The organism is Glycomyces artemisiae (assembly GCF_003002955.1).
In the GTDB taxonomy this organism is placed as follows: Bacteria; Actinomycetota; Actinomycetes; order Mycobacteriales; family Micromonosporaceae; genus Glycomyces; species Glycomyces artemisiae.
The window spans coordinates 217,384-229,288 of the sequence record NZ_PVTJ01000008.1 but is presented as its reverse complement, the minus strand read 5'-3'; the positions used below and the strand labels follow the sequence as shown (position 1 = coordinate 229,288).

Below are 11,905 nucleotides of genomic sequence, written 5' to 3'. Positions count from 1 at the left end.
CTTTCTCTATTTCACTAGGATGTTAGCACTATAGGTCGATGAGGGTGGCCCGTCAAGCCCGGGGGCGCGACTGCTCCCCCGGCGGGGCTATCGCCCCTGGTTGCGGGGGTGGTTACGGACGGTGCGCTCGTTGCCGAACTTGTAGGCGCCGGTCCAGCGGGCCATGACGAGCTGGGGGTCGCCGGCGTCGACTTCGGCGAGGAACGCCGCGGCGCGCCCGCCGCGGAGGGTCGCGGCGGCGCGGCCGCGGTGGACGATGACGACGGTGCCGCTGCCCCGCTCGCGGTAGGAGAACCCGGACGGGGCGCTCATGCGGCGGCCTTGGCGCGGCGGGCGCGGGCGACCGCGACGGCGGCGGCGACGCCGCCGAGGAACCCGAAGAGGTGGGCCTGCCAGGACACGAACGGGCTCGTGGGCAGCACGCCCCAGATGAGGGACCCGTAGACGGCGAACACGAGGACGGCGATGAGGAGGTCGCCGATGCGGCGCATGAACACCCCGCGCGCGAGCAGGTAGCCGAGGAGGCCGAAGACGACGCCGGAGGCGCCGACGGTCACCGAGTGCGCCGGGGAGATCAGCCACACGCCGAGGCCGGAGACGACGAGCGACATCGCGAGGGCCGTCCACATGCCGCGGCGGTCGCGCAGGGCGCAGATGACGCCCATGACGACCAGGGGCGCGGTGTTCGCGGCGAGGTGCGCGACGTCGGCGTGGAGGAGCGGCGCGGCGAGGATGCCGGGGACGAGCCCTTCGAGGGTGCGCGGGACGATGCCGTACTGCGTCAGGTGCGCGGGCAGGACGAGGTCGGTCAGGAGGATCGCCCACAGGAGCGCGGCGAGGGCGCCCCAGGTGGCGAGGGCGCGGCGCACGGGGTGCGCGGGGCGGGGGTCCTGGGGCGGGACGGGGAGGGTCACTGCGGCTCCTCGCTCGGGGTTCGGTCGGTGGTGTGAAGGGTAGCCGGTGCGCGCGCACGCGTGTTGCTTCGAAATCCCGATAGTATGGATTCCGTATTGTTCCCTCGGTGAGGAGACCCCCTGTGAAGCTCGTACTTGCCGCGGCGACCGGCGCGACCGGCCGCCTGGTCCTGGAGCGGGCCCGCTCGTCGGGCCACGACGTGACCGCCCTGGTCCGCTCCCCCGCCAAGCTCCCGCCCGGGGTCCCCCACGCGCGCATCGACTTCAGCGCCCCCGACGCCGAGGCGCTCGCGGGCGCGGTGGCGGGCGCCGGCGCGGTCGTCTCGGCGCTGGGCGCGACCGGGAAGGCCGACGCGGGGGTCGCGCGGACGGGCACCGCGGCGCTCGTGGAGGCGATGCGCGCCACCGGGGTGCGGCGCCTGGTGGTGCTGTCGGCCGCGCCGATCGGGACGGTGCCGACGCTGCGGCGCCCCGACAAGCCGCGGTACGACCCCGGGGACGGGCCGCTGCTGCGCCTGGTCACGCCGATCGTGAAGTGGGCGCTGGCCGAGCACTACGCGGACCTGGCGGCCATGGAGGACGTCGTCCTCGACTCGGGGCTCGACTGGACGGTGGTGCGGCCGCCGCGGCTGACCGACGCGGCCCCGAAGGGCGCCTGGCGCACCGAAGTGGGCCGCAATCCGCGCAACGGGTCGACGATCGCGCGGTCGGACCTCGCCGCGGCGATGCTCGACGCGGCCTTGGACCCGGGCGCGGCCGGGAAGATCCTGGGCGTGGCCTACTGACGGGCGGCGAGGTCGTCGGTGGCGGCGAGCGCGGCGCCTGCGGCCTTGTCGAGGAACTGCGCGACCGTGGCGAGCTGCTCGGGCGTGAACTCCTCGCAGATGGCGGCGATGGCCTCGCGCAGCGGCTCGTAGAGGGCCCGGACTTCCCCGGTGCGGTCGGGTTCGGCGGTCAGGTGCACGGCGCGGCGGTCGGTCGGGACGCGGTCGCGGCGGATCCACCCGGCCGCTTCGAGCCGGTCGAGGACCCCGGTCGCGGTCGCCGGGTGCAGGTCGGCGGCGCGGGCCAGCGCGGTGGCGGTGAGGGGTCCGGTGCGGGTGATGAGGTCGAGGCATTCGAGGTCGACGTCTTGGAGGTGGAGGCGGTCGGAGACTTGGTGGTTGAGGAGGCGGAGTTGGACGGTGAGGTGGCGCAGGAGTTCGGTGACGTCGTGGGCGTGGTGGGTCATCGTCGGCTGCTCCTGGCGGGTCGGGTGGGGTTCAGGATAGGCGAGGTCGGGGTGTGGGGGTGTGGGCGGTGGGTTCGGGCGCGGTGCTTAGGCTGTTGGGGTTTTGTGCGGTGCCGCCTGGGGCGGCTGATCGAGAGGGGTTTGCGGATATGGTGCAGATCGGTGACGGGGTTGAGGTGTCGGTGTCTGCGGACACGGCGTCGCGGCCGGAGGTGACGGTGCCGGATGCGGCGGCTCCTGCGGGGCTGCTGGTGTTCGACGTGGTCGAGGGTTCGGGTGCGGTGGCGCAGGCCGGGGATGCGGTCGCGGTGCAGTACGCGGGGTTCAACTGGTCGAACGGGAAGGAGTTCGATGCGTCGTGGAATCGTGGGGCGCAGCCGTTCACGGTGTCGCCGTTGGGTTCGGCTCCGGTGATTCAGGGGTGGAACGATGGTCTGGTGGGTGCCCGGGTGGGTGGTCGCCGGCTGGTGGTGATTCCGCCGGAGCTGGGGTACGGGGCGTCGGGTGCCGGTGGTGTGATCGGTCCGAATGAGACGCTGGTGTTCGTGGTCGACGTGGTGTCGGTGAACGGGCAGAAGTAAGTCTGGTTTTCGGAAGCGGGGGCGCCTTTGTGGGGCGCCCCCGCTTCTGTGTGTTCGCTTATCCTCCGGCGATGGAGGGGAGGATCTGGATTTCTCTGTTGTCGAGTGGTGTGTCGAGGCCTTGGAGGCGGCGGGATTCGTCGTCGCCGATGTAGATGTTGACGTAGCGGCGGAGTTTCCCGGATTCGTCTCTGAGGCGTCTGGCGAGGCGCGGGTGGGTGCGGGCGATGGCGTCGAGGAGGTCGGCGAGTGTGGCGTGCTCGTCGAGGTCGACGGTGAGGTGGCGGGCGCCGTCGCATTCGGAGGCGAGTGCGGCGGGGATTTTGACGTCGGTGGTCACGGGGCCTCCATGGCGCGGACGCAGAGGACGTCGGGGAGGTGGGCGGCGACCTGGTGCCAGGTGCCGCCGTCGTCGGCGGCCCAGACGTCGCCGCAGCGGGTGCCGAAGTACCAGCCGGGGTTGCCGGGGGCGTGGTCGGTGCAGGCGCCGTCGCGCATGACGGTGCCGTAGTAGTCCTCGTCGGGGAGTCCGTCGTTCCAGGGGGTCCAGGTCTCGCCGCGGTCGGTGGTGCGCCAGGGGGCGATGCGGTGGTCGGGCGGGGTGCGGTCCATGGATTCGCCGACGGGCCAGGCGGTGATGTTGCCGGGTTCGGTGGGGTGGGCGACGATGGCGAAGCCGAATTTGGTGGGGAGGGTGGCGGAGATGTCGGTCCAGCCGCCGTCGGGGCGGGTGGCGCGGTAGGCGGGGCCGTGGCTTTGGGCGTAGAGGGTGCCGTCGGCGTCGCGGGTGACTTTGTGGATGCACTGGCCGGATTCGGGAGTGGTGTCGGGGCCGTAGTCGACGGTGATGCCTTTGGTGATGCCGTGCCAGGTGCGGCCGTCGTCGTGGGTCTGGTAGATGCCGCCGGAGGAGATGGCGATGGTGAGGGCGTCGGGGTCGTCGGGGTGGGTGACGATGGTGTGGACGGCGGGTCCGGCGCCGCCGGAGGCCCAGGTGGTGTGCTGGGGGTGGTCCCAGAGGGCCTGGTTGAAGGTGAAGGTGCGGCCGGAGTCGTCGGAGGTCCAGAGGCTGGTGGGTTCGACGCCGGCCCAGACGCGGTCGCCGGGGCCGAAGGTGAGCTGCCAGATCTTCTTGACGGTGTTGGTGTCGGTGGCGTCGGGTTGGTCGATGCCGGCGGTGTCGGAGTAGTCGAGGGGGCGGTACGGGAGGTCTTGGGGGAATTCCATGGGGGCGTTGACGGGTTCGTCCCAGGTGTTGCCGTGGTCGTCGGAGCGCCAGATGGAGGGTCCGAAGAAGGTGGAGGCGCCGACGAGGATGCGGCCGGTGGCGGGGTCGCAGGCGGCGGCGAAGATCTCGGCGACGGCGGTGAAGCCGTCGGCGTCGAGTTTGGCGGGGCCGTCGACGGACCAGTGGACGCGGTCGTCGCTGGTGGCGGTGAAGAGGCCTTTGCGGGTGCCGATGAGGACGAGGTAGGCCATGGCGGGCTCCTTTGCCGTGTGTTGTGGCTTGTCGTTCTCATCGTCGCGCTCGGGTGTGACGTTTTCAGGCGGTTCCGGGGTTTCCTAGAGGGTGGTTTCCGCGTGGAGGTGGTCTTGGATTGCTGCGGCGGTCTGTGCGGGGGTGAGGTGGGTGGTGTCGATGAGGGTGGTTTCCTCGGCGAGCCAGGTGGCGTGTTCGTAGGGGTCGAGGTGGTGGAGGCGCCATTCGGCGGCGGTGGGTTCGTCGGTGTCGGCGTGGATGCGGCGGGTGAGGGTGTCGCGGTCGGTGTGGAGGGTGTAGGGGTGGACGGGGATGTCGTGCTTGGTGAAGCCGTCGGTCAGTTCGGTCCAGTAGTGGTGCTGGAGGACGGTTTGCGGGATGACGAGGGTGCCGCCGGTGTAGTCGAGGACTTGGCGGGCGGTCTCGACGGTGAGGCCGCGCCAGGGGGTCCAGTCTTTGAAGTCGGTGTGCGGGAGGTCGCCGATGATGCCGCGCAGGAGGTGTCCGATGTGCTCGGTGTCGAAGAGGCGTGCGGGGAGTGCGTGTTGGAGGAGGCGGGCGGTGGTGGTCTTGCCTGCGCCGTAGGTGCCGTTGAGCCAGACGATCATTCGGGGGAATCTAGCAGGGCCGGGGCTGTTGCGGGGCGGGTGTTCGTGTTACGTTGCGAACGCCCCGGCGCGTCGATGCGCCTCCCCCGCCCGTTAGTCGATCCTGTGAGGATTCATGATGCGCGCCTCCCGTCTCGCCCTGCTGTTGTCGCCGCTGCTGCTGCTCGCTGCCGGATGCCAGGAGATCTCCGATGCGATCGACGACGCGTCGTCGGATGCGGCGTCGGGTGACGGGACCGGTTCGCAGGTGAGCGCGGAGTTCTCGGCGACGGCGCCGTTCACGGTGACCGTCGACGGTGCGGCGCTGGCGGCGGACGTCGAGGCGCTGACGGTGGCCGAGGAGCGGAACGACGGCTATGACCGGTCGCTGTTCCCGCATTGGAAGGACGATGACGGGAACGGGTGCGATGCGCGCGATGACGTGCTGGTGGCGCAGGACCGGTCCGGTGGTTTGACGGAGGCGGACTGCGGGGGTGCGATGACCGGCGAGTGGGTGTCGATGTACGACGCCGAGACCGTCACGGACTCCGGGGACCTCGACATCGACCACTTCGTGCCGTTGAAGGAGGCGTGGGGGTCGGGTGCGGTCGACTGGACGACCGAGGACCGGCAGTCGTACGCGAACTATCTGGGGAACTCGTGGCACCTGATCGCGGTCACGGCGTCGTCGAACCGGTCGAAGTCGGACCAGGACCCGGCCGAGTGGATGCCCGAGGACGAGAGCGCGTGGTGCGCGTACGTGTGGGCGTGGGTCGAGGTCAAGAAGGAGTGGTCGCTGACGGTGGACGAGGCCGAGAAAGCGGCGCTGCTGGAGTACGCCGGCGCGTGTTAGCCGAGGGCGAGCCAGGTGACGCCGAGGGCTTCCGCCTGGGCGCGTTCGGGTGCGGTGAAGGGGTCGCGGCCGGTGGCTTTGGCGATGAACGCGACCGGGTCGAGGCCGAGGGCCGCCAGCGCGGTGTCGTGGTGGTCGCCGAGGAGCAGGTGACTGACGGCGTGCTGGGCTTCGGGGGTGGTCCAGCGGGGGCGGTCGAGGGCGTCGGCGAGGTCGATGCCGTGGACGGCGGTCTCGACGATGCGGGTGGTGAGGAAGTCGGCGAGGGTCATGGGGTCGCCGTGGCGGGTGGTGACGCGGCGGTCGGGGCGTTCGCGGGTGCAGCGGTCGATGATGCGTGTCGCGGTGGCTTGGAATGCGGCGGTGAGTGCCGGTCCTCCGGCAGTGGCGGCTTCGGTGGCGGTGTGGATGCGGTCGGTGTTGGTGTCGGGTGCGAAGCGGTGGTCGGGGGCGTAGTAGCCGGCGGCGGTGACGGTGGCGTGCGGGGGTTCGGGGGCGTCGAGCATGGGGTCGAGGCGGGCGAGGGCGCCGGTGATGTGGGCGGTGAGGGCGGCGGCGTCCCAGGGGGTGCAGCGGGTGGGGGTGTGCCAGTCGGTGATGTCGTTGAGGGCGTGGGCGAGTCGGGTGGTTTCGGCGGTGAGTGCGGGGATGGGTGCGGGTGCGATCATGGGGTCTGATCCTATTCCCTTGTGCTGGAGGAGTCTTTGATGTCGCATCCGCTCGCTTCCTACGCCGCGGTGGTCCGTCCGGTGGTGGACCGGCTGCATGTCGCGGTGCGGCACGCGTCGCGGCCGGAGGTCCAGCGCCTGTACGCGCCGCTGGGTCTGGTGCCTGGTTTGGAGATCAATCTGCTGTACGCGCTGCTGGAGCATCCGGTGCCGGAGGCGGCGGTGGCGGCGCGGATGGTGTACCTGCCGTTCGACCCGGCGGCGGAGGAGGCGCGGGGGCTGGTCCGCCGAGTCGACGGGTGCTGGGAGTGGACGGCGGCGGGCCGGGAGCTGGCGGTCGGGGTCGAGGCGGCGTTCGCTTCGGCCGCGGAGCGGCTGTGGTCGTACCGGCCGAGTCCGTCGCTGCCGGGCCTGTCGGCGGTGGCGGCGGCGCTGCCGCTGCTGGGGCGGCTGCTGGAGGCCGGTGAGGAGTCGGGCGGGCCGGTGTTCCGGGCGTTCACGCCCGCGCGGGAGCCGGAGGGCGCTTCGGAGGCGGCGCTGCTGGTGGCCCTGTTGGAGGCGCTGCGCCATCACCGGGCGGACGCGCACCGGGCGGCGTGGGGCGCGGCGGGCCTGACCGTGGCGCAGATCGAGGCGATGGCGCCGGGCCCGGAGCGGGAGGCGATCGAGGCGGAGACGAACCGGCTGGATGCGCCGGTGTACGAGGCGTTGGACGCGGAGGAGCGGCTGCTGCTGCTCGGGTCGCTGGGGGCGCTCGGCGACGGGCTGCGGGCACCCTGACGCGTGCGGGACCGGGGGCGTATGTTCCTCGCTATGGCAGATGAGGCTTGGGAAGCGCGCTGCGCGGCGCTGTGGGAGCGGCTCGACGAGTTCGGGCGCGAGGAGTTCGTGCAGGCGATGCAGGACCTCGCCGCCGAGACCGATGACGAGGCCGTGGGTTTGTTCGAGGTCGGCGGCGCGCACGACTCGAAGGGGTTCACCGAGCAGGCCGTGGGCTATTACGGCCGGGCGGTCGAGGCGGGCCTGTCGGGGGTGCGGCGGCGGCGCGTGTCGATCCAGATGGCGTCGTCGCTGCGCGAGACCGGCCGCCCCGAGGAGGCCCTCGCCTTGATCGAGGAGGAGCGGGGCCGCGGCTCGGACGCGTACGACGGTGCGCTGGCGATGTGCGAGGCGCTGACGCTCGCGAAGCTCGGCCGGGACCGGGAGGGCCTGTCGGTCGCGCTGGTGGCGCTGGCGCCGCACCTGCCGCGGTATCAGCGGTCGACGGTGAACTACGCGCGGGGCCTGGTCGGCCTCGACCCGGTCAGCTAGCCAGGCGTTCGGCCAGCGCGGCCCGTGCGGCTACCGGCAGGGGCGGGAGGCGTTCGATGCGGAACCCGTACTCGGCGTAGGCGTCGAGGTGCACGTGCTCGAACGCTCTCGCTTCGTCGAGGGTGACGCGGCGGACGTTGGTGGGTGTGATGGCGTCGAGCAGGTCGAAGAGCAGGACCGTGGTCTGGTAGATGCGCTCGGTGGTGATGCGGTCGAGTTCGGCGAGGAGGACCGGGCCGGGCTCGTGGCCGGTGAAGCGGGCCATGGCGAGGGTGCACACCGGGGACCGGTCGAAGAACTGGACGGGCCCGGGGAGGGCGTCGGCGCGGTGCTGGCGCTCGCGTTGGAGGGCGGCGATCTGGTCGGTGAGCGCCGGGTCGTCCCAGGGCGCGTCGACGCCGGCGGCCTGGCTTGCGGTGATGAGGTCGGTGGCGGCTTCGGTGATGACGGTGTGCCCGGCTGCGGCGAGGCGCCGGGCGGTGGTGGTCTTGCCGGCGCCGGGGGCGCCGGTGAGGATGTAGCGGCGCAACGCATGTGCTCCTTAGAGGTTGCGGGCGGTGTCGACGACGGTCCGGTCGGAGCCGTCGAGGTGGCCGATGAGGCGGTGCGCGGCCAGCTTGTAGAGGTCGAGCGCGGCGCGGCATCCTGCTTCGGGACTGGCGGGGGCGGTGCCGGCGGCCAGGTCCCAGGCGGCGGCCCAGTCGGGGCCTGCGGCGTGGGCGACGGCGTCCCACAGGTCGTTCTCCGAGCCGTACAGGAGCCGGTGGGCGGCGGCCATGGGTGCGGGGAGTGCGAGGGCGAGGATGAGGCGGTTCGCGGCGGCGGCGCGGGTGCGGCTTTGGGCGAGCATGCCGTGGATCTTGTGGACTTCCTCGGCGAGGCCGACGAGCTGGGACGCGGCCCAGGTGTCCGCGGCGGTCGCGTGGTCGTCCCAGGTCCAGGCGCGGGCGAGGGCTTGGAGGTCGTTGAGGGTGCCGTCGGGGTCGTGGAGGATGCGGGCGGTGCGCCAGGCGGGGACGGCGGCGCCGGATTCCCAGGGGCGGGTGAGGGACGCGGCGAGCTCGGCGGGGCGTTTGCGGGTGATGGTGACCATGCGGCCTTCGCGGTGGAGGACGCGCGTGCCGGGGTCGGTGTCGGCGGCGGCGATGAGGTCGATGTCGGAGTGGGGGTGGTCGGTGCCGGTGGCGGTCGAGCCGACCAGGGCGATGCCCCGCGTGCAGGGGGCTTCGGCGTCGGCGTAGAACGCTGCGATGGCGCGGGCGTGCGCGGTGTGGTCCACGGGCCGCAGTATCCCCCGCCCGGCGGCGCGGGCGGAACCGGTTTTCTAGGCGACGGACTTGTAGTAGTCGATCTTCCCGAGGAGGTAGTCGCGTTTGGCGGCGAGGTCGTCCATGCGGGCGTCGACGGCCAGCTTGTGGGCCTGGAGGATCGCGATCCGCTCGGGGATGGTGTGGTCGCCGTCGCGGGCGAGGGTCGCGAAGCGGTGCATCTGCTCGACGGGCATGCCGGTGTCGCGCAGGCATTTGAGGACGCTCAGCCATTCGAGGTGGTCGTCGGTGAAGCGCCGCTGCCCGGTGGGGGTGCGGGCGATGTCCTCGATGAGGCCGATGCGCTCGTAGTAGCGGAGGGTGTCCATGGTGAAGCCGGAGCGGCGCGCGCACTCGCCGATCGTGTAGGTGTCCACGGCAGTCGAGGATACGCGTGCGGCCTGCGGGTTTGCGCTGGAGTCCACTCCAGGTCCTACCGTCGTCGGAGTCAACGCATCGACGCATGGAAGGGGACCGCTGTGGAGCGGATCGCATTGGGGCCGGACGGCATCGGGGTGTCGCGGCTGTGCCTGGGGGCGATGGCCCTGGGCGGGGTCCAGGACGAGGCGACGAGCTTCGCGATCCTGGACCGGTTCCTCGAACTGGGCGGGAACTTCATCGACACCGCCAACTGCTACATGTTCTGGATCGACGGCGGCACCGGGGACGAGTCGGAGCTGCTGCTGGGCCGCTGGTTCGCCGCCCGCGGCACCAGGGACGAAGTGGTGTTGGCGACGAAGGCCGGGCGGCGACCGTCGTTCCCCGGCGGGGGCCTGGAGCACTCCGAGCCGCTGTCGCGAGCCAGGATCGGCGCGGCCCTCGACGAGTCGCTGGGACGGCTGGGCACGGACCGGGTGGACCTGTTCTGGTCGCACCGCGACGACCGGGACACGCCCCTGGAGGAGACCGTCGCCGGGTTCGACGACGCGGTCCGGGCCGGGAAGGCCCGCATGGTCGGCGCCTCGAACCACACCGCGTGGCGCGTCGAACGCGCCCGCAGCATCGCGGACCGGACCGGGGCGGCGGCCTATACGGCGATGCAGAACCGGTACTCGTACCTGAAGCCGCGCCCCGGGACGGTCCTGCCGGAAGGCGGGCACGTCCACGCCGACCCCGCCGACCTCGACTTCGTGGAGGGCACGGCGGGCATGGCGATCCTGACGTACTCCTCGCTCCTGTCGGGCGCGTACGTGAAGAAGCCCCTCGGGGAGCACTACGCCCACCCCGGGACCGACGCCAGGCTCAAGGTCCTCGACGAGGTCGCCGCGGAGACGGGCGCGACCCGGAACCAGGTGGTGCTGGCGTGGCTCGCCGGGCACGGCGCGCCCGTCATCCCCCTGGTGGGGGTGTCGTCGGTCGCGCAGCTGGAGGAGGCCGCCGCCGGGGTCGCGCTCAAGCTCGACGCCGACCAGTGGCAGCGCCTCACCGCCGCGGCCTAGTCGCGGTCTAGCCGAGGAAGGTGAGCCGGACGGTCCGGTCGGGGTTGTCGCGGTTGGTGTCCACCAGGAGCACCGACTGCCACGTGCCCAGGGCGAGCCGTCCGGCCACCACCGGGAGCGTCGCGTGCGGGGCGACGAGCCCGGGCAGGACGTGGTCCCTCCCGTGCCCGATCGAGCCGTGCTGGTGGCGCCACCGGTCGGTGCGCGGCAGCAGGTCCCCCAGCGCGTCCAGGAGGTCCTCGTCGGAGCCGGCGCCGGTCTCGATCACCGCGATCCCGGCCGTCGCGTGCGGCACGAACACGTTCAGAAGGCCCTCGCGGGCGCCGATCGAGGACAGGAACTCCTCGCAGTCGCCGGTGAGGTTGCGGACGGTCTCGCGCCGTCCGGTGTGGACCTCGATGGTCGTGGTGTGGAACGCCGAGTGCATGGACGCGATCCTGCCATGCCGCACCGGCCCCGGTGTCGGTGACGTCGTCTAGGGTGGACGCCATGCCGTCGGAGGGAAGATCGTTGGAAGGCACCGGGAAGGCCCTTGCGGGACTGGACCTGACGGGCGTCGACTGGGGGGCCGTCGCCGTCCCCTCGAACGCGGACCCCTACCGGGCCTACCTCGACTCGCTCGGGTCGGCCGAGTCGCGGCGGACCATGCGCGGGTGCCTCGACCGGATCGCGCAGCTCCTCTCCGGCGACCCCGGCACCTCCGGCGAGGGCCAGCCGTGGCACCTGCTGCGGTACGAGCACACCTCCCGGCTGCGCGCGGCGATGATCGACGCGGGCTGGTCGGGCGCTTATGTGAACAAGCACCTCGCGGCCCTGCGCCGGGTCCTGAAGGAGGCGTGGCGGCTCGACCTCATGGCCGCCGAGGACTACCAGCGGGCCTGCGACCTCCAGCCGGTCAAGGCCAAGCGCCTCCCGGTCGGGCAGCAGGTCGACGGCGAAGCGCTCGGCGCGGCCCTGTACGCGTGCGACGCCGACCCCGGACCCGCAGGGGCCCGCGACGCCGCGGTGCTGGCGACGCTGTACTCGACCGGGTGCCGCAGGAGCGAGATCGCGTCGATGCGCCTGTCCGACTACGACCCCGCCGAGCGGGCCATCCGCATCGTCGGCAAGGGCAACAAGGAGCGCGCCGTCTACGTCACCGAGGCCGCCCAGGCCCGCATCGACCGGTGGATGGCCGTGCGCGGCAACACCCCCGGGGCCCTGTTCTGCCCGATCAACAAGGCCGGGAAGCTCAAGCGCGACGGGAACCGGCTCTCGGGCATGACCGGGCAGGCCATCGCCGACCTGCTGACGAAGCGGCTCGTGGAGGCCGGGCAGCGCCGCCACACCCCGCACGACTTCCGCCGCACGTTCATCGGCGAGCTCCTCGACGCCGGCGTCGACCTCGCCATCACCCAGTCCCTCGTCGGCCACGCCTCCCCGGCGACGACCGCCAGGTACGACCGGCGCCCGGCGCGGCGCTCGCGCGAGGCGGTCGACCGGCTCCAGCTCCCCGAATCGTGATGTCGATTTCCGGCTAGCCGATGTCGGACCC

The 11,905-nt window shown here is 72.2% G+C and carries 18 protein-coding genes; 7 read left to right on the top strand and 11 right to left on the bottom strand.

Annotated elements, in window-relative coordinates:
- Positions 1 to 87 precede the first annotated feature (87 nt).
- Positions 88 to 312: a hypothetical protein gene (locus tag B0I28_RS20365; RefSeq protein ID WP_106365679.1), complete on the bottom strand. Its 225-nt coding sequence runs from the start codon at positions 310 to 312 to the stop codon at positions 88 to 90.
- On the bottom strand, positions 309 to 914 hold the full coding sequence (locus B0I28_RS20360) for a rhomboid family intramembrane serine protease (RefSeq protein ID WP_219926886.1): 606 nt from the start codon (positions 912 to 914) through the stop codon (positions 309 to 311). The genes B0I28_RS20365 and B0I28_RS20360 overlap by 4 nt, the downstream gene beginning before the upstream one ends.
- A gap of 122 nt (positions 915 to 1,036) precedes the next feature.
- Here B0I28_RS20360 and B0I28_RS20355 point away from each other — a divergent pair, with 122 nt between their 5' ends.
- Positions 1,037 to 1,699, top strand: a complete 663-nt coding sequence (locus B0I28_RS20355) for an NAD(P)-dependent oxidoreductase (protein WP_106365678.1) — start codon at positions 1,037 to 1,039, stop codon at positions 1,697 to 1,699.
- Here B0I28_RS20355 and B0I28_RS28330 read toward each other — a convergent pair.
- A complete protein-coding gene (locus tag B0I28_RS28330) occupies positions 1,693 to 2,145 on the bottom strand; it encodes a MarR family winged helix-turn-helix transcriptional regulator (RefSeq protein ID WP_106365677.1) in 453 nt (150 codons plus the stop codon). The genes B0I28_RS20355 and B0I28_RS28330 overlap by 7 nt on opposite strands.
- 149 nt (positions 2,146 to 2,294) lie before the next feature.
- Between B0I28_RS28330 and B0I28_RS20345 the strand changes: the two genes are divergently transcribed.
- Positions 2,295 to 2,726 (top strand): FKBP-type peptidyl-prolyl cis-trans isomerase, encoded by a 432-nt coding sequence (locus B0I28_RS20345; RefSeq protein WP_106365676.1) that lies wholly within the window; start codon positions 2,295 to 2,297, stop codon positions 2,724 to 2,726.
- A gap of 58 nt (positions 2,727 to 2,784) precedes the next feature.
- On the opposite strand, the gene B0I28_RS20340 is transcribed toward B0I28_RS20345, so the two are convergent.
- From B0I28_RS20340 to B0I28_RS20330, 3 genes are all read right to left on the bottom strand, one after another.
- A complete protein-coding gene (locus B0I28_RS20340; protein WP_106365675.1) occupies positions 2,785 to 3,066 on the bottom strand; it encodes a MoaD/ThiS family protein in 282 nt (93 codons plus the stop codon).
- Entirely contained in the window at positions 3,063 to 4,205 is a 1,143-nt protein-coding gene (locus B0I28_RS20335) for a WD40/YVTN/BNR-like repeat-containing protein (RefSeq protein ID WP_106365674.1), read from the bottom strand. The genes B0I28_RS20340 and B0I28_RS20335 overlap by 4 nt, the downstream gene beginning before the upstream one ends.
- Positions 4,206 to 4,289: 84 nt before the next feature.
- A complete protein-coding gene (locus B0I28_RS20330; protein ID WP_106365673.1) occupies positions 4,290 to 4,814 on the bottom strand; it encodes an AAA family ATPase in 525 nt (174 codons plus the stop codon).
- Between the two features lie 118 nt (positions 4,815 to 4,932).
- On the opposite strand from B0I28_RS20330, the gene B0I28_RS20325 reads away from it, so the two are divergent.
- Positions 4,933 to 5,646, top strand: coding sequence for an HNH endonuclease family protein (locus B0I28_RS20325; RefSeq protein WP_181245879.1), 714 nt, complete (start codon positions 4,933 to 4,935; stop codon positions 5,644 to 5,646).
- Here the strand turns inward: B0I28_RS20325 and B0I28_RS20320 are convergent.
- Complete coding sequence (locus tag B0I28_RS20320; protein WP_106365671.1) at positions 5,643 to 6,314, bottom strand: maleylpyruvate isomerase N-terminal domain-containing protein; 672 nt, start codon at positions 6,312 to 6,314, stop codon at positions 5,643 to 5,645. The two genes, B0I28_RS20325 and B0I28_RS20320, sit on opposite strands and share 4 nt — an antisense overlap.
- Before the next feature lie 39 nt (positions 6,315 to 6,353).
- On the opposite strand from B0I28_RS20320, the gene B0I28_RS20315 reads away from it, so the two are divergent.
- Positions 6,354 to 7,094 (top strand): hypothetical protein, encoded by a 741-nt coding sequence (locus B0I28_RS20315; protein ID WP_146148176.1) that lies wholly within the window; start codon positions 6,354 to 6,356, stop codon positions 7,092 to 7,094.
- A 33-nt stretch (positions 7,095 to 7,127) separates the two neighbouring features.
- A complete protein-coding gene (locus tag B0I28_RS20310; RefSeq protein WP_106365780.1) occupies positions 7,128 to 7,625 on the top strand; it encodes a tetratricopeptide repeat protein in 498 nt (165 codons plus the stop codon).
- On the opposite strand, the gene B0I28_RS20305 is transcribed toward B0I28_RS20310, so the two are convergent.
- From B0I28_RS20305 to B0I28_RS20295, 3 genes are read right to left on the bottom strand one after another with little or no spacing between them, the layout of a single operon-like run.
- Complete coding sequence (locus tag B0I28_RS20305) at positions 7,618 to 8,154, bottom strand: AAA family ATPase (protein WP_106365669.1); 537 nt, start codon at positions 8,152 to 8,154, stop codon at positions 7,618 to 7,620. The genes B0I28_RS20310 and B0I28_RS20305 overlap by 8 nt on opposite strands.
- Positions 8,155 to 8,166: 12 nt before the next feature.
- A complete protein-coding gene (locus B0I28_RS28325) occupies positions 8,167 to 8,904 on the bottom strand; it encodes a nucleotidyltransferase domain-containing protein (RefSeq protein WP_106365668.1) in 738 nt (245 codons plus the stop codon).
- Between the two features lie 45 nt (positions 8,905 to 8,949).
- Positions 8,950 to 9,309 carry a MerR family transcriptional regulator gene (locus tag B0I28_RS20295; protein ID WP_106365667.1) on the bottom strand — a complete coding sequence of 120 codons (360 nt, stop codon included), beginning with the start codon at positions 9,307 to 9,309 and terminating at the stop codon, positions 8,950 to 8,952.
- 102 nt (positions 9,310 to 9,411) lie between these two features.
- Between B0I28_RS20295 and B0I28_RS20290 the strand changes: the two genes are divergently transcribed.
- Positions 9,412 to 10,371 (top strand): aldo/keto reductase, encoded by a 960-nt coding sequence (locus tag B0I28_RS20290; RefSeq protein ID WP_245889051.1) that lies wholly within the window; start codon positions 9,412 to 9,414, stop codon positions 10,369 to 10,371.
- 7 nt (positions 10,372 to 10,378) lie between these two features.
- Here the strand turns inward: B0I28_RS20290 and B0I28_RS20285 are convergent, their stop codons facing one another.
- Positions 10,379 to 10,798 (bottom strand): secondary thiamine-phosphate synthase enzyme YjbQ, encoded by a 420-nt coding sequence (locus tag B0I28_RS20285; RefSeq protein WP_106365666.1) that lies wholly within the window; start codon positions 10,796 to 10,798, stop codon positions 10,379 to 10,381.
- 83 nt (positions 10,799 to 10,881) lie between these two features.
- Here B0I28_RS20285 and B0I28_RS20280 point away from each other — a divergent pair, with 83 nt between their 5' ends.
- Positions 10,882 to 11,874 (top strand): tyrosine-type recombinase/integrase, encoded by a 993-nt coding sequence (locus tag B0I28_RS20280; protein WP_219926885.1) that lies wholly within the window; start codon positions 10,882 to 10,884, stop codon positions 11,872 to 11,874.
- Positions 11,875 to 11,905: the final 31 nt, after the last annotated feature.

Coding starts and splice junctions, on each gene's coding strand:
- B0I28_RS20365 (WP_106365679.1), bottom strand. CDS start 312: ATGAGCGCCCCGTCCGGGTTCTCCTACCGCGAGCGGGGCAGCGGCACC.
- B0I28_RS28330 (WP_106365677.1), bottom strand. CDS start 2,145: ATGACCCACCACGCCCACGACGTCACCGAACTCCTGCGCCACCTCACC.
- B0I28_RS20335 (WP_106365674.1), bottom strand. CDS start 4,205: ATGGCCTACCTCGTCCTCATCGGCACCCGCAAAGGCCTCTTCACCGCC.
- B0I28_RS20320 (WP_106365671.1), bottom strand. CDS start 6,314: ATGATCGCACCCGCACCCATCCCCGCACTCACCGCCGAAACCACCCGA.
- B0I28_RS20345 (WP_106365676.1), top strand. CDS start 2,295: ATGGTGCAGATCGGTGACGGGGTTGAGGTGTCGGTGTCTGCGGACACG.
- B0I28_RS20285 (WP_106365666.1), bottom strand. CDS start 10,798: ATGCACTCGGCGTTCCACACCACGACCATCGAGGTCCACACCGGACGG.
- B0I28_RS20315 (WP_146148176.1), top strand. CDS start 6,354: ATGTCGCATCCGCTCGCTTCCTACGCCGCGGTGGTCCGTCCGGTGGTG.
- B0I28_RS20310 (WP_106365780.1), top strand. CDS start 7,128: ATGGCAGATGAGGCTTGGGAAGCGCGCTGCGCGGCGCTGTGGGAGCGG.
- B0I28_RS20325 (WP_181245879.1), top strand. CDS start 4,933: ATGCGCGCCTCCCGTCTCGCCCTGCTGTTGTCGCCGCTGCTGCTGCTC.
- B0I28_RS20330 (WP_106365673.1), bottom strand. CDS start 4,814: ATGATCGTCTGGCTCAACGGCACCTACGGCGCAGGCAAGACCACCACC.